This window comes from Pseudomonas neuropathica, assembly GCF_015461835.1.
GTDB classification, from domain to species: Bacteria; Pseudomonadota; Gammaproteobacteria; order Pseudomonadales; family Pseudomonadaceae; genus Aquipseudomonas; species Aquipseudomonas neuropathica.
Map to the genome: position 1 here is coordinate 307232 of NZ_JACOPX010000004.1, position 19657 is coordinate 326888.

The following is a 19657-nucleotide window of genomic DNA, read 5'->3' on the forward strand; positions in this document are numbered from 1 at the left end:
CTCATCGCGACTGTTGGTTTTACGCGCTGAGTAAATATCGGGCAGGCATCTTTGAAGAGGCCCGGTTATCCACCGAGCTTTTCAGCGATGCGCTGCGAATGTCGGTATCGGCGCAGCAAACGCTGTTTACGGAACTTCAGGCCAAGTAACCGTCAGCGGGTAGCCCGGCTGTTTGTTGACGTTGCTCAGAGCGATGAAGAACTGCTTGTATTCCAGTAGCGCAGTTTCCTCAGCCGGCGTGGCCAGCCCCAGCTCAACCTTTTGCACCAGGGCCGACGTCGCCAGAGTGGTGTTGGCTTTATCAAGACGATTTGTTCTTGCGATACGCAATTGAATAGCCAGCGAGGACGGCTGGCCCCACATATCGCTGTCGGTAAATGTCCAGACGCCGTCGGTGTTCACCGCGTTCCAGGAATAGTCGATCTTGGGCAGCGCGCTGACATCCACCCAGACTTGATCCGCTGGAAACTCATCGGTGATCGGGTTAGCGGTTTCAAAAATGTTGTCGACTTTGCCCGCAACAACACGTGCGTACTTTTTCATGCTCATCATCCTTATTGATTGCCTGCGTCGAGGCTTCAGTTTCTGCCAGGAAGGCATTCCAAAAAGCCCGACAGTGCGCCGGGCTTTTCAGTAATGCGCTCCTTCGCCTTCCTTCAAATCCTGTGTTCAAGAAGGAAGCTGACTGTTCGGCGCTACTGGCGCGGTACGAGTCCATTCAAATTGTTTTTCCGACCGCGGTCCCTGCCCGCCGGATAACTGCTTCTGGTGCTTTACGCTGCACACCCGGGTCAGTTGCCAACCCTCTGAACCGTTGAGGCCGGTTCATCGCTGCCTTTTCTTGTGGAACTAAAGAGCTTTCTTGCCAACCGCTTTGTCGAGCGGCTTGGTGGCAAGGATATGCATGTATGCATATCCAGTCAATGCGTAAATGCATGTATTTATGCATTTGAAATGCGCAGATGCATGGAAGCCCCGCAGCTCAAGGGTTTGGCGGTTTCATCAAGGCGAAAAAAAACCCGCCGATTGGCGGGCTTATCTGAAGTCGGTGTGGTTAGCGGGCGTACATGCCCCACCAGAAGACGTGACCGAGGATGACGATCTGCTCTTCCTGGATTTCCTGGAAGCTGTAGTCCTCGTCCGGGTGCTCATCGCGATTGAAGCTGCGCAGACGAATGCCGGTCGGCAGGCGATAGAGTTGCTTCACGCGCAACTGGCCGTTGTGATTGATCGCGTACAGGTCGCCATCAATGATGTCGCCGATCCCGCACTTGCCCGCATTCACGCCGACAGTGGCGCCATCACGCAGCACTGGCAACATGCTGTTGCCACGCACGGTCACACATTTGGCCTGATCGAACTGCACACCGTTATGACGCAGGCTACGCTTGCCGAAGCGCAGGCTAGAGCGCTCGCTCTCTTCGATGACGAATCTTCCTGATCCTGCTGCCAATTCAACCTCGCGAAGGAACGGCACCGATACTTCGTCATCATCGACCGGCGTATCGTCGTCCCACAGCATTATGTCCTTGAGTTCCGCGTGTACGTCATCACGCGCGGCTCCGGCCGACGACGCGACATCTGCGCGCCCGCGCAATTGATCGGTGCTCACGGAGAAGTATTCGGCGATCTTCGAAATGTGTTTATCCGAGGGATCGACGATCTTCCCGCTGAGAATCCGCGAGAGAGTGGATTGAGGCACGCCGGTGCGACGGTGGAGCTCCGTGGGGGAGATCCCGTGCTGGTCGAGCAGTGCTCTTAAGACGGAGGCTACGTTGCGTTTTTGCATAACGCGCATAGTGCTTGAAGTTATTCGCGAAGACAAATGCTGATTTGCATAATTAACGCATAAACATGAATTCATCCTCAAAATGATATTGCCGAGCCATCATTTTGAATTGAATAACGGCCCGGTTGTAACTTGCTATCAGCCTCTGACGCGTCGCGCGGCAGCATTGGCTTTTTTCAGTCGATCGGTTCTGGCCTTCCTGTCGTAATCGTCCTTGGCGCCCATGATTCCACCGGCAGCATGCACCCAATCGGTGGCGGTGCAGCCAGAGATCAGCACAGCAGAAGTAAAGACTGAAGCAAAGATAAGGATGTTTTTCATATTCGATTTTCCAGTGTCACTGATGAGCACGTTGGATTGCAGAGTTGAAAGAGAAAACCTGCTGCGGTTCGTTGGCGGTGGCCCCTTTACTCATCCATGAGCTTTCGCAGTTTTGTCTGAGCCCGTTCGAGCCTGGCTTCCTGTTTTTTGATGACTTTCACATCACCGTACTGACGCGCGGCCTCCAGATAGTTCTGTCTGCGCCGCACTTCGGCTGCGGCCTTTTGGATGGCGCTTGAACGGTCATCTTGCGCGGAAGGTTCTTGGCAATAACGCTCGACATTGGCAAGTGCCTGTTCTAAACCGGATTGGCGATAAACATTGTCCGCCGCCTCAGCGCGCTCAATCTGCAACACAAGTTCAGCGCGGCGCTGTGCGCAACTTTCCCGCGCGCCAGCCCATGAACTATCGATGATCAAAACGCTACCCATCAGAAGAGACAGATGCCAAAACAGACTCGGCCTCATAAAACAAAACCCATATAACTTTTTTCTCCAGCGCGTCCATGGAAGTGGCTCACCCGAGACCATGCCTTACGACAACCCAACGTTTCTCGCACACCAGAAAGTGCCGCCATGATCATGTCGCGACAGCGAGTTCTGCACACCGGAAAGTGTTCGACCATCCATACCACTGGTACGTAAACATGATCAAAGCAAAGCAAAACCGGAGTGCGATCGGACAACGTGGAAAAACTGACGTCCTTTTCTTTTCCAGCAATAGCCGCCGGCACAAACACCATACCTTCCCGATTTATTGCAATCGATCGTTTCCAGGCGGGAGACTTGGCCCCGTGAGAACTGCGCACGCAAAACCAGAGCATTTATAACTTTCCTCAACAGCTTAAACATCATCATGTCATTCAAGGCAACTAAACAGCCGCACTACGCCTGACTCTCCGGTAGTCGCGGGGGCTGTTGGCTTGACTCGAACCACATTAACAACGCAGGGCCGCCGAGGCCTTACTGGCATCTTACTCAGTCTTACTTACTCGCCCAGAGGCTTTGCACCTCAAGGGTTTGCGTTAGCGAGGGACGTGGCATACGCCATTGATCAGGTTATTGATATTGTAATAATACTCGGCATCGGAGAAGTAATTGAACGTCACCATGCCACCTTGAAAACCTCTTTCCATAAAAGGAAGTTCATCGCCGGCGTTGTCCGCATCAAACTTTACAATCGAACGCGTCTTGAACAGAAATCTGGAAGTGTCCAGATGTGTCAGTGCAATCTCGAACTTGCGATCATAGGTATAAACTTTGCCTTCAGGGGTTTTGACGACGTAGTACACATAGAGAGCGCCCTCCCTTGGATCGATCGTCATATCACCAACGCCATGCCAACGAACTTTGTGATCATGAGTATGGACAAAATCGATGGATGCGAAACAGGGGGCGCGTGGAATATCACGATTAATAAAATAGAAATACTTGATAACCAGAGCACCAAAAATGCATACAGACAAGATACCAAACAGTGCGATTACTTTTTTCCAACGAGTTGGTAATTCACGCATATGGCCTCCCCTTTACTTTCCGGCTTGATACACTTGACCAGTAATTGGGAGAGCGGTTTTCGCACATAGTAGTTAATATCGGACAATACAATGGGTGGCTCGAACTCGCTGAGCGCTTTGACAATATCCTCTTTGGACATTTTTTCACTTTCTTCAACATACAATTTCGCTTCGCCTTCTTGCCAGATGAGTTTCCACTCCTCCAGATCAGCAGGTTTTTTAAACACCAGATAAGCGTAAAAGACCGGAAGAGCAATCGCCGGCGCCAGGATTGCAGGCAAAAGGAAGCGCCAGTAACGACTGAATGGCGTTTTCACCAAGGAGGCGTCGACGATGAATGGTTCAGCATCAATTATCAGCGCGGGCTGCGACTCAGAGGCTTGAGTCTGTGCCCTGACCAAGCGGATTTCACACAACAGCACCACGCCACGGCGAGGCAGGGTCTTGAGACTGTCCCGAGGCAACCCGACGTCAGCGAAATGCGTGCGAAGCATGTGCAGGGTCTTGTAATAACTGCTGTCGGAAATCACCAGTCCGCGCTCCCCCCAGACCCTGGAAATGAGCTGTTCCTTATCGGTCACGCCGGCTATCAGCGCCAGCAGCAGATCGCTTTCATTGCTGCCCAGCAAGGCTGACCGCCGCGCCCGGCTGAGGGTCATTTTTTCTGCATCGTAGTAACAATCGCTCGCTGACGCTTGTGAGCCGATGCCCTCTGACTGTTCCAAGCTGCGTCCTCAACTGATCTGCAATCCTCGAATTCCGATCATTCGATAGCTTTTCGGCACTATAGGACACAATGCAAACCCAAGCGGCGGTGCGTTGCTGCATCCACCTCAAAAAAACTTCATACTCGGCTCCACTGAATCAACTCACGGGCCGCATCGCTGGCAAACACTCGCCATTTCGTAGATGCAAACGACCCCGTTTTTGCCTTGTCACTTTTTCCGGTAAAGCTAAACCCCTGATGAATAAAGCTATTTCAGACCTGTCCTCCCACACTCCGATTGTGCTGGAGTACTTTGGTCGTTATGCCCCAACCCCCAGTGTTTGTTAAGGATTAGCGCATTTCACCATTGCATGCGCAAACGCATGCTTGGCATTGAATGGCATTAAATGGCGTACGGTTTGCCCCATTTTTGCCCCATCCCAAGAGGCCTATGGCCGGACCTTTCGAAGTGGCAAATGTACAATGTGCGAACCGGAGTCGCTCGCTTTGGACTAGGATCATGCAGAATGATGGACAGATTTAGCCACGCATCGACTTCAAGGACGAACACCATGCCAGATCCGTCGGATTTCAATATCGTCACGGCAGATGCTCTGACGTTGCTCCTGCATAACCAGCATGCACTCGGTGCAGCAATCGAAGAAATCACCCATTGGATCTCAGGGACTGGCGCAGACACTGTTGCCGATAACGCCGTTGCGGCCTTGGAAACGCTTGATCGAAATGCGCAAACGATCACTGACGCGATCATGCGACTTAGGCAGTCTAGTGCGCCTCGTTAGATAGGACATCTATTACGTCCAATCGCGCAGGCATCTTGACCTGGTCTTGGGCCTTAAATGCGTCCAGGAGATCACTTGAAGTTATAGCCCGCCAAGACCTGACCTCGCTCCCCTATTGGAGCAATTGCCGCTACTGATTGTTTGGATAGGGACTCGAACCCCCGCCAGCGTCCTTGTATGCCGCTCAAGGCCAGTAAATTCGATGCTTTGGCCCTCTGCAACTGGCTTATTACGGCCTACGCCGGCCCCGGGTTTGCCCTAGATTTGCCCTAAATAAATACCTACATCTTCATCCGCTACCGGCTACGCTAGCAGAACAAAAACTCGAACGAGGCGTGCATGGACCTATATGTAGCAATCTCGATTGATAAAAGTAGCTATGCGAGTGACCTAACAAAACTGAACCTGCCTGCGCTGCTGGGGAAAGCGGTCACTGAAAAGCTAGGTGGCGCAGCTCATGTTCCGAACGCCACCATACTCAAGGTTAAGGAAGTGACTGCAATCTATCAGAACTGGCCAACCAAGCCAGCTGAATCAAATCCTCCAAAACAGCTATCAGACATCCGTCCCGTGCGCAGCTGAATGCCCCCAACCTCATACCTGATGCGCTCAACCGACCTTGTCCTAATGAGCTTAAGAGCGGAGAGTACGATTGGAAAATCTAAATTTAGTCATGACTGAAAATGGATTGAACCTTCTTGGAATTACCGACGCAGTAAAGCTCGTTGAAATTGATCATCCACTGGCCAAGCGCGTAGCTGATCTTTACTTACATAAAATTGATATTGAATTTTCGAACTCTTGCCTTGATGCAATTAATCGCACTGAGGACCAAATTATACGGGAAGCTTTATGGAGATCTGCAGTCATCCATTTCTTCAAATGCTTTGGGGATGGCATCCGCTTTCTTCTGATGTCCGACCAGATATATAAGGGCCTACCAAAGGAAGCTAATGAGTCATTTAAATACTTTAAACTACTTAGAAACAAACACATTGCTCATGATGAAAACCCTTACAACCAGTGCTTATCTTGTGCAGCCATTAACGATGGAGGCAAAGATTACCATGTAGAAAAAATAGTTTGTATCTCCTCAACGAGCTCAACACTTGACGCCTCTCACTGGTCCAGTTTGAAAGCTCTAACTGACCGCGCACTCGAATGGATAACATTGGAGTTTGATATTTCTTGCGAAAAACTAACGAAAATTTTGGAAAAAGAAACTTACGAACAAATTACATCAAAGCCTTCTCCCCACGTCACGGCACCCACAGCGAGGGAAATCGGCGACCGAAGAAAAATCTAGCCTTTCATACTCCGATTGCGCTGGAGTATTTGGTCGTTTAGCCCACCTATACTCAGCGCTTGGCGCAGCATCTGTCTGACGACTCAAACAACACACAGCCACCGCTCTGAGCTAGCTTCAGCAGATGCACACGTTGGAAATGGTATAGATGACACACCGCAGCGGACTCGCCGATGTATCTGATCAAATTAGAAAGGAGCAGGAATGATGAGTCTGACACCTAAATATCTTTATCGATTTCGCCCTGTTGCTAACCTGCTGGGGATAGATCGTGAAAGCGAGCTTGAGGGGACATATATATACTTCGCCTCACCGGAGCAACTTAATGACCCGCTGGAAGGCTATAGAGAATTGGTCTGGAAAGGCGACAAAATAATCTGGACAAACTTCTTCAATCACTACATTGAATGCATATTTATTCGCAACATGCAGTATCTCGCTGGAAAGTTCGGAGAACGTGTTTTCCCATTACACCCCCACTTCAATGAAATGCCCCAAGAGCACGCGACAGACATAAAAAATGAAATATACAAATTCACTGAAAACCAAAACATACAAAGACATATAGAATACCTCTCCACCAACCAGCACCCTATATATAGCAATGAGCTTTTGCTACACCTACGATCCATACAACTTTTTGCAATGCAAATCATTTCAAAAGTTCTCGTTAAATATGATCTAATCCCTGAAGGGTATGGGATTAATGGTGAGTCCCTTGACGTTCTTTTAAGTACGTCTAGTAAACTTATGGATCAATTGGAGCATAGGGATGCCCCTGAGAGAGGATTGTTCTTCGATCAAACCATGTTAGCTGCCTTGCAGAGCATTGATTTGGTCAACAGCTATACAGACGTCATGCGAGGCAACTCATCCGAATGGTTGCATCTATGCAACAAATCGCCTGAGGATTTTTTAAATTCTCGGATTCGCCTAACCTATCCTGATTGGTTCGTTTCCTGTTTCATGGAGGATTGCTCAAACTCCTCCATTTGGGGAACCTACGGAAATAATCACAAGGGAGTCTGCCTAAAATTTAAGGTTCGAGAGGTTGTAGGAACTCCAACTATTACACTGCAAGTTCCAACAGCAAACAAGCCGGTAGCCAAGTGGTGGACACAGACAAATTTTGTGTTCCAAAAAGTTCACTATACAAAAAAAAGCCCAGAACTAGATTTTTTCTTAAGCTTAGGTTCCTACACGGAAAAAGAACTAATCAGCAAATGGTACACAAACATTCGAGGCGAAAAAAGCAACCGTATAAATGATATATTTGGCAACCTTAGAAAATGGCGCGAACACTACCAGTCAAGCGACAAGCTGAGCCTAACAACTAAAACCCGCCACTGGAAAAGCGAACAGGAATATAGACTAATATACAAACCTAATTTTGGCTCAAACCTCTCAAATCAAGATAGAAAGTTGAAATATGATTTCAATGATTTAGAAGGAATTATATTCGGCATCAGCACTCCACTCGCTGAAAAACACAAATTAATGAAAATGATTGAGCAGCTATGTAAAAACCTACGCAGAGATGATTTTACTTTCTATCAAGCTTATTACTGCCACACAGACGAGAAGGTTCTATATCGACCAGTAGGCCATGTGTCCTTATCAAATGGCATTACTCCCCACTCATATTGATAGCAGCTTGTTTATAAACGAAAAGTTTCGAGCTGCTGTACCGACGAGGCACGACAGTACGACGATGGCTGGCGGCAGCGTCCTACGCTGATAATAAGGATTCGATTCGCTTCACCCGCTCTACTGTTTTCAATAGCCAGCCTACTCCGCTTCAACCAAGTGACTTTTAAGGTGTCTGTATCTGGCTTTTCAGATACCTAATGAGCTTAAACGGGCACCTGCGCTCAGACGCCCCAGCCTATTCCGCTCCCTTACCATCCTGCCTGGCGGCTTCACATCACTATTTGCAAGCCACCTCCCACAGCTGATCAAGCCTGGTCGTATAACTCTGGCTCATCATATCCCGGCGCATGCCCCAGTCCGGATTCGTCGGAACGCTAGCGGCTCGAAGTGTACCTCTCCCCCAACGCCCGTTGATCTGGTCCAACACCGCCATCACGCGGGTCGCGTTTGCTGGCTGGGAAATGGCAAACAGATCGTCGGTGTACTCACCTGGCTGGCAAAGATTCAACAGCATCACTTCTGCCTTGCTGTAGTTAAAGCCAGGCCGGAACACCCGATCAAGCGCATCGACCGCCACCTTGGTCAACAGGCGGACGTCGTCAGTTGGGTACGGCAGGTCCACCACTACACCGTTCGCGTATTTGGCTTCTTCCGGATTGAACATGCCCGTGCGGATGCTGACGCGGATCTTCTTGCACAATGTTTTTTGGGCGCGGAGCTTTTCCGAAGCCCGCATCATGTAAGTGGCCACGGCCTCCTTGATCGGCGGCAGATCCTTCAGTCGTTTGCCGAACATCCGGCTGCAACAGATTTCCTGTTTCGGCGGGTTCGGCTCTTCCAGCTCTAAGCATGAGGTGCCGGTCAACTCCCGCGCCGTCTTCTCGATTACCACGCTGAAGTTCTTTCGCAGCGACCACGCGTCGGCCTTAGCCAGGTCCATCGCTGTTTTGATACCCAGGGCATTCAGGTGCATCTTCATGCGCCGCCCCACGCCCCACACTTCGGCCACGTCGGTATTGCGCAACACCCAATCGCGTTTCACCGGGTCGCAAATATTCACGACACCCCCGGTTTGGGCCTGCAATCGCTTTGCCGTGTGGTTGGCCAGCTTGGCCAGCGTCTTGGTCGGGGCGATACCCACACCAACCGGAATGCCGGTACATCGCAGGACCTGGCTGCGAATCTGTCGGCCGAGCACGTCCAGCCCGTCGATACCGGTGAGATCAGCAAAGGCCTCGTCGATGCTGTACACCTCCACCGCCGGGACCATCGATTCGATTAGCGTCATCACCCGCTCGCTCATGTCGCCGTATAGGGCGTAGTTCGACGAGAACGCTACGATGCCGTGCTGCCGCAGCTTGTGCTTGATCTGGAAATACGGCTCGCCCATTTTCACGAAGGGCTTGGCGTCGTAGCTGCGCGCGATGACACAGCCGTCGTTGTTTGACAGAACCACGATTGGGACTTTGGCCAGATCTGGGCGGAACACACGCTCGCAACTGGCATAGAAACTGTTGCAGTCGATCAAGCCAAAAACCGGTGGCGACTTAGACATGGCTGCGCACACTGCCGGTGATCACGCCCCAGATGGACAGCTCGTCCCCCTCAAGCACGTACCGTGGCGGGTATTTAGGGTTCTCCGACAGCAGGATCACATCTTTGCCGCGAATGCACAGGCGCTTGCACACCGGATCATTGTTTAGCAATGCAACGACGATGTGGCCGTGTGCAGGCTCAAGCGAGCGATCCACCACCGCCAGATCGCCCTCGAAGATTCCCGCGCCCTGCATACTCTCACCGATGATCGACACCAGGTAGACGTGCGGCGCGCGGATGTGCAACACCTCATCTAGCGATATTTGCGCCTCGATGTGATCTGCTGCTGGTGAAGGAAAACCAGCCGGCACCTGGAACAGGCAAAGCGGCAGCTTCAGGCCGCCCTCGGCGATAGGACCTAGAATTGAATAGCTCATGACGCACGACTTCCAATACTGTACGAATGTACAGTTAACTTTCAGAAAGGCTTGCGGTCAATTTATGTAGGGAATATCTGATAGGCGGGCGTGCTATGTGCGGACGACTTTCGCAGTACGACGGTATTAACGACTTCGTTGCAGCGTTGAGCATGCCCAACGCCCTGGTTAACAACGCTGGCGACCTGCCCTTCGAACGCTACAACGCCGCTCCCACTACCCAGTTGGCCATCTTCCACCAGGAAGGCCAGTACCTGCACGCAGACATGGTTCGCTGGGGCTGGCGGCCGCACTGGGCTAAGGACCGCGCCTCGCCAATCAATGCCCGGGTAGAGAAAGTGGCCCACGGTCCGTTCTTCCGCGCGATCTGGCCGCACAGGGCAATCATCGCGATCAACAACTGGTTCGAATGGGTGGATGAAGGCGGGCCGAAGAAACAGCCCTACCTGATTCGTCGGAAGGACCGGGCGCCGATCCTGTGCGCGGCCATCGGCCAATACCCCAGCGCTGAGCACCCGCCAAGCGAGCACGACGGTTTCGTGATCATCACCGCCGACAGCGCTGGTGGCATGGTGGACATTCACGATCGGCGCCCGGTGACGCTCTCACCGGAACTGGCTCGGGAATGGCTGGACCCGCACACGCCCAAGGAGCACGCCGAGCAGATGGCGTTGCTCCAAGGCGAGTCAACCGAAGCGTTCGAATGGTTCCAAGTGGATCGGGCCGTGGGCAACGTTCGCAACCATGGCCCGGAAATTATCGAACCAAAAAGCGCGATTACCGACGGCGACGAAAAGGGAAACGGCTGAACCGGCCCATTACCTTCAGCGTGACATCCAATGCATCACCAGCACCACCACAGTTAACCCACCCGCATAATAATAATATTCTTATTATCTTATTATTCTTATTATTCTTATTATTATCTCCACACCATACCCGCGATGAACTTACAAAATTTTTTGTGCACTTGTGCACTTGTGCACTTGTGCACTTGTGCAGTTATCCACTTGTCCACCTATTCGCTTTCACCTATGTGTCTTTACGTCATTGCGTCATTGCGTCATTGCGTCATTGCGTCATTGCGTCATTACGTCATTACGTCATTACGTCATTACGTCATTACGTCATTGCGTCATTGCGTCATTGCGTCATTACGTCATTACGTCATTACGTCATTGCGTCTTAACGTCTTAACGTCTTTACGTCTTTACGTCAGCGGACTTATCAAGGTTCACCACACCATCTCTTAGCGTGAGTAAGCGGTAATACGGTATTACCCACAAAAACATTTTTAAAAAATAACTCCGCAGTCAATTGACATGATAATCAACCAAGGGGTATGTTCGCTCCTCGTTGCAGCCCAACTAATAACACGTCACCTCGCTAAACGAGGCGACGTACACTTGCGAGCGAAATTTATGACTAGCGCACTGTTAATAACTGCCTACATTGAAACTATTCGTCTTATAAATATTTTGCTAACCCAATTAGCCAGCGTGCAGTTTTGGTGATCAGAACAGCCCACCCAAAGCTACCGGCTCCCAATTCATGATCACCAGTTCACCGCTGACCTCGGCCTTCACCTGCCGCTGATTCGCTGTGGTGTAGCGGATGTCCAAAGTCTCAAAGTGGAAGCCTTCGAACACACGGCGGATGTCCGGATGGTCGTTGATGCTTACCATCACCTTGCCTTTGCAGCGGCGCATGAAGCCGGCCATCCGTTCGTAGTTCTCAAACGGAAAGTCCACACCATAACCAGCAGTCTGCCAGTAAGGCGGGTCCATGTAATGGAAGGTATGGGCGCGGTCGTAACGTTCAGCGCATTCAAGCCAAGGAAGATTTTCGACGTAGGTACCGGACAGGCGCTGCCAAGCGGCCGAGAGGTTTTCCTCGATCCGCAGCAGGTTGATGGCCGGAGCAGTGGTCGCCGTGCCGAACGTCTGACCAGATACCTTGCCAGCGAAGGCATGGTGCTGCAGGTAGAAGAAACGGGCGGCGCGCTGGATGTCGGTAAGGGTTTCGGGGCGGGTCATTTTCTGCCATTCGAACACCTGCCGCGAGCTGAGCGCCCATTTGAACTGGCGCACAAACTCTTCGAGGTGGTTCTGCACGACGCGGTAAAGCGTGACCAGGTCGCCGTTGATGTCGTTGAGGACTTCGACCGGCGATGGCTGGGGCTTCATGAAGTAGAGCGCGGCACCGCCGGCAAAGACTTCAACGTAGCATTCGTGTGGCGGAAAAAGCGGAATGAGGCGGTCGGCCAGGCGGCGTTTGCCGCCCATCCAAGGGACGATGGGTGTAGACATAAAAAGCAAGACCTTTACTGTATGTATAAACAGGTGCTAGGCTCGCCGCGCTTTGTGCACGGAGCAAGAGCCTTGGCTGGACTTGCAGGGACCATCTGCAGGGACGGCGGTCGATCCGGATGTTGACGCATCCGGATCGACCGCTCTTTTTCACTTCGGTGTTGAGACTTCTTTGGCGTACGCCTGACAGGCCGCGAGGGCAATCAGCCCCCGGTCGCCGTCATCTGTGACGCCGATAATTCGTTGAGCATGCGCTGGGTCAAGTTCGGCTCTTGTGGGGCCATGAACCACGCCGCCGGTGGCGGTGGCGGCTGACACCAATCCGTTGCCGACGCCGGTGGTGGCATCGAGTAGGACTGACAGGCGCAGATCAGCAGTGGCAAGGCGGTCGCGCAGGCGACCTTGATCACGTTGGGCATCGCTCAAGGCTCGGTAATGGATTTGTTCGCTGGTGGCCAGGCGCTGCTCGAGCGCGAGGCGTTTGTCCTGTTCGGCACGCTGCTGCGCAACCGTGGCCAGGGCCAACTGGTTAAAGGTTTCGGTGTGGAGTCGGGCCTGCTCTGCGAGCTGTTTGCCGTAGCGCCAATCCTGTAATTGCCAGGCGATGGCGGCGGAAGCACCGGCTAAAACGGCCAGCAGCACGCCTTTGGCCGGCAGCCGATACGGCGCCGGTATCAGTTCGCCGAGACGCATAGCACCGCCCTCGCCCGCCCCCACAATTCCAGCCGATCCTGCAGGCCATTGAGGCCGCCGTTAATCCTGCGGGTGATCGTGTTGAATTCGTTTTGATCGGCCAGCGCGTTCAGCCCATTCACGAACCAGAACCATGCGGCCGACTCGGCGGCCCACTGCGGCAGCTCCAGCAGTTCAGGCGTGCGCAGCAATCGCTCGTCACCGAACAGCGCCAAGCTGCAGCGCAGGTAGTTGTCGTGGCCAGTGACCTGGATCAGGCCGCGACCGCGATAGCGCTGGCCATCACCATCCGCTGCCGGTGTGTTGCCCAGTTTCGCAGCCAGGTTGCCGGTGTCGTATTTGCTCAGGTACTGGTCGCCGCCTAGCTCCCGGACGTACTGCAGCTGACCCGACTCGTGACCGACTTGCGCTAGAAATGCGGCTTGGCGTTTCGGCGTGTTGATCTGTCGATGGGCCATGGCTGCGTTGAGGGCGGATACAAAAACGCCCGATTGGCGGCGGGCGTTGGGCATGATGCTTTGCAGCTGTTGTTCAGTGATGGACATACAAACTCCAGACATAAAAAAACCGCACTCAGGCGGCGATGGGATGGGGTTACTGTTTCTCGATGTTCACCACCTTGAGGGGTGGTTTAGGCCCTTTCTTTTTCTTGCCCTTGGATTTACCGGCTTTGCCGGCGTTGCATTCGACCGTAGTGGACCAGCCGGACTGGGTGAACACCTGCTCGACCGAATCCGCCAGGTATTCGCCATCAAGCCCGACCTTGAAATCCTGAGCGATGATGGGACGCTCGGCGAAGATGTCCGTCCGGCCGGGCATTTCAAGCCGCACATCGGCGGTCGAGCGGTTGAACGCAGATAGACGAGCCTTGGCCGCCGCTTCTGCAGCCGTTTTGTTCGGGTAGATATGGCGGTCGGTATGCACTGCCGGCAGGCCGTCTGGTGCGTCATCGTTGTCGATGGTGACCACCGCGAGCTTGCCGTTCTTTTTGTCCTGATGCTTGGTGGCCACCGCCTTGTGCGAGTTGCGATCGCCGAGACTGAATTGCCAGCGACTGAGATCGCGGCGGGTCAGTGTGATAGCGCCGAATGCTTTGCCGCTGGCCGTCTGGCCACCTTGGCGCGGCATAACCAACAGCTTGCCGTCGGCGACCTTGGCCGTGCAGTCGTACTGCTTGGCCAGACGGGTGATGAAATTAAAATCGGACTCGTTGAGCTGGTCGACCCGAGCAACCTTGGTCGACACCGGACACACCGGTGTCCAGCCATTGCGCGCCGCGACGTCAGCCACGATCTTGGACAGCGGCACGTCTTCCCAGCTTCCGCTACGGATGGTCTTGCCGCTGCCACGCATGTCGCTGGCCTTGCCCTTGATCACGATGGTATCCGGTGGGCCTGATACCTCGACCGTGTCGACGGTGTAACTGCCCATGCGCGCCAAGGTCGTTTCGGCATACCCCAGGTAGATCTCGATTGAGCTGCCACGCCGTGGCAATTGCACTTGCCCATCACGGTCGTCGATACGCAACTCAAACTCGTCGGACTCCATGCCCGGCTTGTCAGAGGTACGCAGTAACAACAGCCGATCATTGATCTTGGCCGTGACATCGGCGCCATCGGCGACAATTCGAAACATCGGTGTCATGGATTTTTCCCAATAAAAAACCCGCACAGGGCGGGTCAGAAAAACAACGTGTCGTTACGCCTAGCGCGGCTGTGCGGCGGCGCGGGCAGCCTGCGTCAATCCCACAAACTGACGCCCTCACTGGTCGGACTCGGCAAATCCGGCAGGACGATGATCACGCCCAATCGGAACGGCTGGTGTCGCCAATCGTGCGCTGCAGCACGCGCGCTTTGTTGCCTTCAGCCTCAAGGCGCTTGATGCGCCCGGTCACGTCCTTGAACGCGGCGCCGACCGTGGAACTGACGGCACCGCCGATCACCAGCCCGAGGGCGAGTTTGTTTGCCATGTCATGGCCCTCATGTGCCCAGCACTACCGATGGCGGCTCAATCCGTGAGCCACCACACCATATCCGCGAACGGCATCGACTGGATCTCGGCGGCGGAAAATCCAGTTTCCGCCGCCAGACGTTTCGCCGCGGACTTGATCACGCTGGGGTTAAAGCCCGTCGTCGTTGTCCATGCGAAAATAGCCGGCCTGCAAGCGGTTAAAATCCACCAGCTTCAGCCCCTCCAGATCCGCCACACGCGCACCGGACAATGCAGCGAACAACACCAGCTCGCGCTGCTCATCATCGCCACCCACTTCACGGTTGGCCGCCCGCACGTCGCCCAGCCGCGCGCACTTCACGCACCGTCGGGTTACGCAGGTTCAACGTCTCGACGTCGATGCTATTGGCTTGGCTTGGGCGGGTCAGCGTTACGACGGCACCGACTGCACTGAGCGACAGCCAGGCCGGAAGGTTTTTAGCGATTGCTTGAGTCATCTGAATCTATTCCTTACAGGCCGAGTGCTTGGCGCACTTCGAGCAGTTGGTCTTTACCGTCGATCACCTGAATGCCGGCGACCATGTCGATCTCGTACATCAGGCGCCCGTCGATTTCGAGCTTGTAGTACGTGACCGCAACGGCGTGTTTGATCTCGGCAGCATCACCGGCTTTCCAGTCACCCAGATCGACCTCTTTGAGGCGACCGCGCAGGGTGGCAACAACCGCTGTCACCGCCCCCTTTTGGCCCTTGAAGGCACCTCGGAACGTGGCGTTGAACGCTGTGCCATCAGCCAGGCCGAAGTATTTGAGCGACTCACGGCGCACGCCCTTGGTGACAAACGAGGCTTCCATTTTTTCAAGCCCCTGATCCATATCGATGGGGCCAGCCATGCCGCCGCCACGATATTCGTCGGTCTTGGTGGTCAGCTTGGGCAGCGTCAGGCTCGGCACGTCGCCGGAAAAGTTCACGCCGTCGACGAACAGGTTGGTGTTGTACAAAGTCTGAGGAATCATTTGCTACGCCCCCTTAGGCTGCTTCAAGCACTTCGGTCATCCACTGATCGGTGACTTCGAAAAGGAAATTCGGGTTCTCTGCCGGCGGCACGTCGGTGAAACGGATGCGCCAATACACCTTGCCCTGGGCGATCTGGCTGGCCGTGTTCAGTTCGGTGTCGGGGAACACTTCAAAGTTGATGATTGCGCCTTGGGCTTTCAGGTCGCGCATGAACGCATCCAGACCGTTGGTGACATCGGTCACGTAGGTCTTGGTGATCGAGCGGTCGACCGCCCACTTGTGCCCGGCCTGAACCGCGTCCATGAGAATGAACAGCGTGCGAACGCGGGTAACGAATGCCCACTTCGGATCGCTCGACAGCGTACGGTTGCCCCACAGGCGGTAACCGTCGTCACGAATGATTGTGGTGATATTGGCGTTGTTGAGCAGGTTGGCCCGGCAGGTCTCGTCGCCGTCCAGGTACTCGACCGCGCGACCGGTTCCGGTGATGCCAGTCAATTCCTTGTTTGACGGCGAAGCCCAGAAACCGTATTCAGCATCCGTCCAGGCGAAAAGGCCCGCTGCCCATGCCGAACCCGGCGCGTCGACGGTCTTGCTGGTGATGGTGTCCCAATACCTGACGCCCGGGTCGACCATGAACAGGTTGCGGCTGCCGAAGTTATCGGCGTAGGCCATGGCGGCCTCGTCGGTCGTGCCCGGGCCATCGATGATGCCGATGGCACGCAGTTTCTGCGCCAGGCTATCGAGCGCCGTGGCCACCGCCTGAGTGGCCGTGTGGCCTGGCGCGATCAACAACCGCGGCTGGGCGTTGAACAGGCTTTTGCCGTCGAGCAGCGCCTGCAGGCCGGTACGCTGACCCGAGACCAGTTCACCGCCAATGATCGCTGAGGTTTGCAGCGCGGCGTCTTCCAGCTTGGGCACGCCGATGGCGACGATCACCGCCTTGGCTTTGACGTAGATCGCCTTACACGCCTTGGTGATTGCCGAATCGGCGCCGAAGGCGGCAATGGCCTCGCGCTCGGTGGTGATCAACTTCAGCTCGCCCGCCTTGGCCGTACCACCGCCGAGAACGCCCGGTGTGAAGGTGTCGCACAGACCGATAATCGACGAAGACGGCAGCGAGATGGTGCGCGCCCCAGTATCGACCGACGTGGTCGTGACGCCGTGGAAAAAACTCATAAGGCTCGTTCTCCAGAAACGAAAAAGCCCCGCATGAGCGAGGCCGTGAGGGTGTTGGTGTTACGCGTAACGGAAAAGAAAACGCCCCGTCATTGCGGGGCGTTTATTGAAGCTGCTCAGTCAGCCAACGAGGTGTCGGTGGTCGGTGGTCAACCAGTGGAAACTCACCGGACTCCGGCCAGTTGCGCAGCGCTCGGCGATACGCTTGAAGCTCGGCGTATTGCACGGCCGTCAAAGTGGGGTCGCTGCTTTCCTCCAACTCATCACGATGACGAGCCACTACACCATCCGTTTCGGATAACCGTTGGTCTCGCCAGCTCCTTTCGGTGGCGGCCAATTGCTCATTGCCGGGCGGCGGTAGGTCGGCCAGAACAGGAACACCATCGCGATCCCAGTCAATTACCTTACCTTCAGATTGCCCTGCCAGAAGCTCTGCGTGGTATTCAGCAGAGATTTTAATCACGTCATCCGGCATAGCTGTATGAATGGACTCGTCATAAAAGCCGCGTGCAGATCTCGACGCAAACATGAATTTCTCCTTATCGACCTATCGCAATGTAGTAGCAGTTCAACGCCACCCGGTTTGTCGATGATGACCACGCTTGATAGCGAGCGCCGGCAGTAGTTTGGCTCTCCATCGTGCCGAAAACACCGTTCGATCCTGGAGTAATTGCAACCGTCAATACCAGGCTATCGAGCGATGAGGGGAAAATCACCGGGAAGGAAAATGGAACTGGTCCGTTAGCACTTCCTGCAACAGTTCCAAACTGGATTATTCGACCACTCGGCAGCTTCTGGAAGCTATTGATATCTACCGATGAACCGAATGCCGAGGCATATTTTAGCTGTGCTGTTCCCCCCACCGCGTACCAGTTAGCTCCATCCGATTCGACGGTCAGGCTGTCTCCAAGGCCGAGTGTGATGCTTGATAAGGTTTGGCTCCCATTGAAATAAATCAACTGGTTCTGCTGTGTAACGATAAAGCAGGGCTGACTGGCAAACATCACAATAGGTAGTCTTGTGCCCGCCTTAACAGCCGCCGCAGAAGGCAACGTCACCGTGTAATTTCCACCGGCGCCGGCATAGATAAGTTTTCCAGCGTGCCCTGCATTGAGAGTTGTAACACCCACCAGAATGGCGAAGTCGGAATCATTCCCTAGCGCTCGCTGAACAAACTCAGTGGTGGGCAGCGACTTGCTGCTGTCGAACTGCGCCGGGGTTGGAGCGGTTGGATTATCCAAAAACACTGGGGACCTTATCGGCGCGAAACCATAAGTCACGTTCTGGAACATCAGCGGTGTAGTGCCCAGGACAATTGTTCCGTCAGTTATCAATTGCCAACGGGTATCAGCCAGCGTGGAGCCCTGTTCGACAGACACCATTAGAGCCGATGTCACTTCAGAGTCTGAATCCGCATCGGTTGAACGAGTCCAAGCGCCTGCTAGCGCTACCCATATTCCGTTGTCTTTGGCGGTGTTCTGGTTTTTCACTAAAACTCGATCACCGGCCAGCAATGGCACACCGTCGATGGTCAGTAGTCCTGACAACACGATGTTTCCGGTGGTGGCGACCCGGACCGACTGCTTGTTATCCAGCTTGTAAAGTTCTTCCAGTATGCGTGTATCAACACTCCCGCCCTGCGCAATCTGCGGTCGCGCTCGCGGGCGGCGGTTCGCAATGACCCGTATGCCTTCAACGTCATCGACAAGCGCGTCAGCAACCTGATCGGCACGGGCATCACCCATTCGATGCGCTTGTGGCCCCGCACGTAGCGCACGACTTTGCGTTCGGCGACGCACTGGGCGAAGAACTCGTCCGGCAGGTCGTTAGCAAAGTGCAGCGATCCCGGCCCGTCTGGGAATGGATAGCGGTTGTAGATCCAATCTTTGGCGGTGTCAGTACCGACGAACCACAGCTCTGCGCCGTTGCGTTCGGTCTGGCCTTTCCACGTCACGTCAACCATCGACGGGCGCTGTGCAATCACCGGTCGGCCCGGCTTGCTCGCGCCCTTGATGGCGAAGATGTTGCGCCAGCGGCGAACGCGGCAGAACTGGTAGACCTCATCGGTGTGATGACCGCCGGAGTCGACACCCACGGCGAGAATCGCTAGACCCACACCGCAGGGATGCCGGTAACGAGCCTTGAGTTTCTCGTCCAGCACCGCCCAGGTGCGTTCGTCTGCCGGGTCGCCCCAGATGATCTGGTGGTCAACAACCCACCGCTCCATGCCGACGCCGAAGCCCATCACCATCAGTTCTAGACGATTGGCCTGAACGTCGACGGCGCCGGTCGCTGGTTTTATCGAGCAGCGCCTCGGTGGCCTCAAGGTCGATTTTGCCGTTCTCGGTAAGGACCAGCCGATCCTGACTGGCCAATTTTGAAACATAGGATTTGGCCCAACCGCGCCGGGCCGCAAACTCCGTTTTGCTGATGATTGTCATGCTTAA

25 protein-coding genes and 3 pseudogenes are annotated in these 19657 nt (G+C 54.3%); 6 read left to right on the top strand and 22 right to left on the bottom strand.

Annotated elements, in window-relative coordinates:
• Nucleotides 1-126 precede the first annotated feature (126 nt).
• The 7 genes from H8F23_RS07275 to H8F23_RS07305 all read right to left on the bottom strand — a co-directional run bounded on the left by H8F23_RS07275 (nt 127) and on the right by H8F23_RS07305 (nt 4351).
• Nucleotides 127-543: a tail fiber assembly protein gene (locus H8F23_RS07275; RefSeq protein WP_194933894.1), complete on the bottom strand. Its 417-nt coding sequence runs from the start codon at nt 541-543 to the stop codon at nt 127-129.
• A gap of 511 nt (nt 544-1054) precedes the next feature.
• Nucleotides 1055-1789 (bottom strand): XRE family transcriptional regulator, encoded by a 735-nt coding sequence (locus H8F23_RS07280; protein WP_194933895.1) that lies wholly within the window; start codon nt 1787-1789, stop codon nt 1055-1057.
• Between the two features lie 138 nt (nt 1790-1927).
• The gene (locus H8F23_RS07285) at nt 1928-2110 is read right to left on the bottom strand and encodes a hypothetical protein (protein WP_064120760.1); all 183 of its coding nucleotides are present in this window, start codon (nt 2108-2110) and stop codon (nt 1928-1930) included.
• Nucleotides 2111-2196: 86 nt separating this feature from the next.
• Complete coding sequence (locus tag H8F23_RS07290) at nt 2197-2529, bottom strand: DUF1090 family protein (protein ID WP_228759137.1); 333 nt, start codon at nt 2527-2529, stop codon at nt 2197-2199.
• Nucleotides 2530-2573: 44 nt separating this feature from the next.
• On the bottom strand, nt 2574-2933 hold the full coding sequence (locus tag H8F23_RS07295) for a hypothetical protein (protein ID WP_194933897.1): 360 nt from the start codon (nt 2931-2933) through the stop codon (nt 2574-2576).
• A gap of 201 nt (nt 2934-3134) precedes the next feature.
• The gene (locus tag H8F23_RS07300; protein ID WP_194933898.1) at nt 3135-3626 is read right to left on the bottom strand and encodes a hypothetical protein; all 492 of its coding nucleotides are present in this window, start codon (nt 3624-3626) and stop codon (nt 3135-3137) included.
• Complete coding sequence (locus H8F23_RS07305; protein WP_194933899.1) at nt 3593-4351, bottom strand: winged helix-turn-helix domain-containing protein; 759 nt, start codon at nt 4349-4351, stop codon at nt 3593-3595. Before H8F23_RS07305 ends, H8F23_RS07300 begins: the two co-directional genes overlap by 34 nt.
• A gap of 553 nt (nt 4352-4904) precedes the next feature.
• Here H8F23_RS07305 and H8F23_RS07310 point away from each other — a divergent pair.
• The 4 genes from H8F23_RS07310 to H8F23_RS07325 all read left to right on the top strand — a co-directional run bounded on the left by H8F23_RS07310 (nt 4905) and on the right by H8F23_RS07325 (nt 8088).
• Nucleotides 4905-5135 carry a hypothetical protein gene (locus tag H8F23_RS07310; protein ID WP_159245196.1) on the top strand — a complete coding sequence of 77 codons (231 nt, stop codon included), beginning with the start codon at nt 4905-4907 and terminating at the stop codon, nt 5133-5135.
• Between the two features lie 339 nt (nt 5136-5474).
• Nucleotides 5475-5717: a hypothetical protein gene (locus H8F23_RS07315; RefSeq protein WP_194933900.1), complete on the top strand. Its 243-nt coding sequence runs from the start codon at nt 5475-5477 to the stop codon at nt 5715-5717.
• A gap of 70 nt (nt 5718-5787) precedes the next feature.
• Complete coding sequence (locus tag H8F23_RS07320) at nt 5788-6441, top strand: hypothetical protein (RefSeq protein ID WP_194933901.1); 654 nt, start codon at nt 5788-5790, stop codon at nt 6439-6441.
• 207 nt (nt 6442-6648) lie between these two features.
• Nucleotides 6649-8088, top strand: a complete 1440-nt coding sequence (locus H8F23_RS07325) for a DUF2971 domain-containing protein (RefSeq protein ID WP_228759138.1) — start codon at nt 6649-6651, stop codon at nt 8086-8088.
• Nucleotides 8089-8368: 280 nt separating this feature from the next.
• Here the strand turns inward: H8F23_RS07325 and umuC are convergent, their stop codons facing one another.
• Together umuC and H8F23_RS07335 are read right to left on the bottom strand one after the other, a co-directional pair.
• Complete coding sequence (gene umuC / locus H8F23_RS07330) at nt 8369-9646, bottom strand: translesion error-prone DNA polymerase V subunit UmuC (protein WP_194933903.1); 1278 nt, start codon at nt 9644-9646, stop codon at nt 8369-8371.
• Nucleotides 9639-10064, bottom strand: a complete 426-nt coding sequence (locus tag H8F23_RS07335; RefSeq protein ID WP_194933904.1) for a LexA family protein — start codon at nt 10062-10064, stop codon at nt 9639-9641. Before H8F23_RS07335 ends, umuC begins: the two co-directional genes overlap by 8 nt.
• Before the next feature lie 95 nt (nt 10065-10159).
• Between H8F23_RS07335 and H8F23_RS07340 the strand changes: the two genes are divergently transcribed.
• The gene (locus H8F23_RS07340) at nt 10160-10873 is read left to right on the top strand and encodes an SOS response-associated peptidase (protein WP_194933905.1); all 714 of its coding nucleotides are present in this window, start codon (nt 10160-10162) and stop codon (nt 10871-10873) included.
• 705 nt (nt 10874-11578) lie between these two features.
• On the opposite strand, the gene H8F23_RS07345 is transcribed toward H8F23_RS07340, so the two are convergent.
• The 11 genes from H8F23_RS07345 to H8F23_RS07390 form a co-directional block, all read right to left on the bottom strand.
• Complete coding sequence (locus H8F23_RS07345) at nt 11579-12373, bottom strand: DNA adenine methylase (RefSeq protein WP_194933906.1); 795 nt, start codon at nt 12371-12373, stop codon at nt 11579-11581.
• 150 nt (nt 12374-12523) lie between these two features.
• Nucleotides 12524-13066: a lysis protein gene (locus tag H8F23_RS07350; protein ID WP_194933907.1), complete on the bottom strand. Its 543-nt coding sequence runs from the start codon at nt 13064-13066 to the stop codon at nt 12524-12526.
• Nucleotides 13048-13611, bottom strand: coding sequence for a glycoside hydrolase family 19 protein (locus H8F23_RS07355; RefSeq protein ID WP_194933908.1), 564 nt, complete (start codon nt 13609-13611; stop codon nt 13048-13050). The genes H8F23_RS07350 and H8F23_RS07355 overlap by 19 nt, the downstream gene beginning before the upstream one ends.
• Nucleotides 13612-13660: 49 nt before the next feature.
• Nucleotides 13661-14710, bottom strand: a complete 1050-nt coding sequence (locus H8F23_RS07360; RefSeq protein ID WP_194933909.1) for a phage late control D family protein — start codon at nt 14708-14710, stop codon at nt 13661-13663.
• Nucleotides 14711-14864: 154 nt separating this feature from the next.
• Nucleotides 14865-15035: a hypothetical protein gene (locus H8F23_RS07365; RefSeq protein WP_194933950.1), complete on the bottom strand. Its 171-nt coding sequence runs from the start codon at nt 15033-15035 to the stop codon at nt 14865-14867.
• 150 nt (nt 15036-15185) lie between these two features.
• Complete coding sequence (locus H8F23_RS29260; RefSeq protein WP_407692552.1) at nt 15186-15377, bottom strand: phage tail assembly protein; 192 nt, start codon at nt 15375-15377, stop codon at nt 15186-15188.
• Entirely contained in the window at nt 15334-15513 is a 180-nt protein-coding gene (locus H8F23_RS29265) for a phage tail assembly protein (protein ID WP_407692553.1), read from the bottom strand. Before H8F23_RS29265 ends, H8F23_RS29260 begins: the two co-directional genes overlap by 44 nt.
• Before the next feature lie 13 nt (nt 15514-15526).
• Complete coding sequence (locus H8F23_RS07375; RefSeq protein WP_101158507.1) at nt 15527-16030, bottom strand: phage major tail tube protein; 504 nt, start codon at nt 16028-16030, stop codon at nt 15527-15529.
• Between the two features lie 13 nt (nt 16031-16043).
• The gene (locus tag H8F23_RS07380) at nt 16044-17210 is read right to left on the bottom strand and encodes a phage tail sheath subtilisin-like domain-containing protein (RefSeq protein ID WP_194933910.1); all 1167 of its coding nucleotides are present in this window, start codon (nt 17208-17210) and stop codon (nt 16044-16046) included.
• 103 nt (nt 17211-17313) lie between these two features.
• On the bottom strand, nt 17314-17739 hold the full coding sequence (locus H8F23_RS07385) for a phage tail assembly chaperone (protein WP_194933911.1): 426 nt from the start codon (nt 17737-17739) through the stop codon (nt 17314-17316).
• Nucleotides 17740-17749: 10 nt separating this feature from the next.
• Nucleotides 17750-18757 (bottom strand): gp53-like domain-containing protein, encoded by a 1008-nt coding sequence (locus H8F23_RS07390; protein WP_194933912.1) that lies wholly within the window; start codon nt 18755-18757, stop codon nt 17750-17752.
• 75 nt (nt 18758-18832) lie between these two features.
• Here H8F23_RS07390 and H8F23_RS07395 point away from each other — a divergent pair.
• Nucleotides 18833-18952, top strand: a pseudogene (locus H8F23_RS07395) (phage portal protein); the annotation flags it as partial.
• Here H8F23_RS07395 and H8F23_RS07400 read toward each other — a convergent pair.
• Both H8F23_RS07400 and H8F23_RS28830 read right to left on the bottom strand, forming a co-directional pair.
• A pseudogene (locus H8F23_RS07400) lies at nt 18949-19500 on the bottom strand (terminase gpA endonuclease subunit); the annotation flags it as partial. The pseudogenes H8F23_RS07395 and H8F23_RS07400 overlap by 4 nt on opposite strands.
• A pseudogene (locus H8F23_RS28830) lies at nt 19499-19651 on the bottom strand (terminase small subunit); the annotation flags it as partial. The pseudogenes H8F23_RS28830 and H8F23_RS07400, both read right to left, overlap by 2 nt.
• Nucleotides 19652-19657 lie beyond the last annotated feature (6 nt).

Bases quoted from the DNA above. Each gene is read 5' to 3' on its own strand.
- H8F23_RS07275 (WP_194933894.1), bottom strand. From the start codon at position 543: ATGAAAAAGTACGCACGTGTTGTTGCGGGCAAAGTCGACAACATTTTT.
- H8F23_RS07280 (WP_194933895.1), bottom strand. From the start codon at position 1,789: ATGCAAAAACGCAACGTAGCCTCCGTCTTAAGAGCACTGCTCGACCAG.
- H8F23_RS07285 (WP_064120760.1), bottom strand. From the start codon at position 2,110: ATGAAAAACATCCTTATCTTTGCTTCAGTCTTTACTTCTGCTGTGCTG.
- H8F23_RS07295 (WP_194933897.1), bottom strand. From the start codon at position 2,933: ATGCTCTGGTTTTGCGTGCGCAGTTCTCACGGGGCCAAGTCTCCCGCC.
- H8F23_RS07300 (WP_194933898.1), bottom strand. From the start codon at position 3,626: ATGCGTGAATTACCAACTCGTTGGAAAAAAGTAATCGCACTGTTTGGT.
- H8F23_RS07310 (WP_159245196.1), top strand. From the start codon at position 4,905: ATGCCAGATCCGTCGGATTTCAATATCGTCACGGCAGATGCTCTGACG.
- H8F23_RS07315 (WP_194933900.1), top strand. From the start codon at position 5,475: ATGGACCTATATGTAGCAATCTCGATTGATAAAAGTAGCTATGCGAGT.
- H8F23_RS07325 (WP_228759138.1), top strand. From the start codon at position 6,649: ATGAGTCTGACACCTAAATATCTTTATCGATTTCGCCCTGTTGCTAAC.
- umuC (WP_194933903.1), bottom strand. From the start codon at position 9,646: ATGTCTAAGTCGCCACCGGTTTTTGGCTTGATCGACTGCAACAGTTTC.
- H8F23_RS07335 (WP_194933904.1), bottom strand. From the start codon at position 10,064: ATGAGCTATTCAATTCTAGGTCCTATCGCCGAGGGCGGCCTGAAGCTG.
- H8F23_RS07340 (WP_194933905.1), top strand. From the start codon at position 10,160: ATGTGCGGACGACTTTCGCAGTACGACGGTATTAACGACTTCGTTGCA.
- H8F23_RS07345 (WP_194933906.1), bottom strand. From the start codon at position 12,373: ATGTCTACACCCATCGTCCCTTGGATGGGCGGCAAACGCCGCCTGGCC.
- H8F23_RS07350 (WP_194933907.1), bottom strand. From the start codon at position 13,066: ATGCGTCTCGGCGAACTGATACCGGCGCCGTATCGGCTGCCGGCCAAA.
- H8F23_RS07355 (WP_194933908.1), bottom strand. From the start codon at position 13,611: ATGTCCATCACTGAACAACAGCTGCAAAGCATCATGCCCAACGCCCGC.
- H8F23_RS07360 (WP_194933909.1), bottom strand. From the start codon at position 14,710: ATGACACCGATGTTTCGAATTGTCGCCGATGGCGCCGATGTCACGGCC.
- H8F23_RS07365 (WP_194933950.1), bottom strand. From the start codon at position 15,035: ATGGCAAACAAACTCGCCCTCGGGCTGGTGATCGGCGGTGCCGTCAGT.
- H8F23_RS29265 (WP_407692553.1), bottom strand. From the start codon at position 15,513: ATGACTCAAGCAATCGCTAAAAACCTTCCGGCCTGGCTGTCGCTCAGT.
- H8F23_RS07375 (WP_101158507.1), bottom strand. From the start codon at position 16,030: ATGATTCCTCAGACTTTGTACAACACCAACCTGTTCGTCGACGGCGTG.
- H8F23_RS07380 (WP_194933910.1), bottom strand. From the start codon at position 17,210: ATGAGTTTTTTCCACGGCGTCACGACCACGTCGGTCGATACTGGGGCG.
- H8F23_RS07385 (WP_194933911.1), bottom strand. From the start codon at position 17,739: ATGTTTGCGTCGAGATCTGCACGCGGCTTTTATGACGAGTCCATTCAT.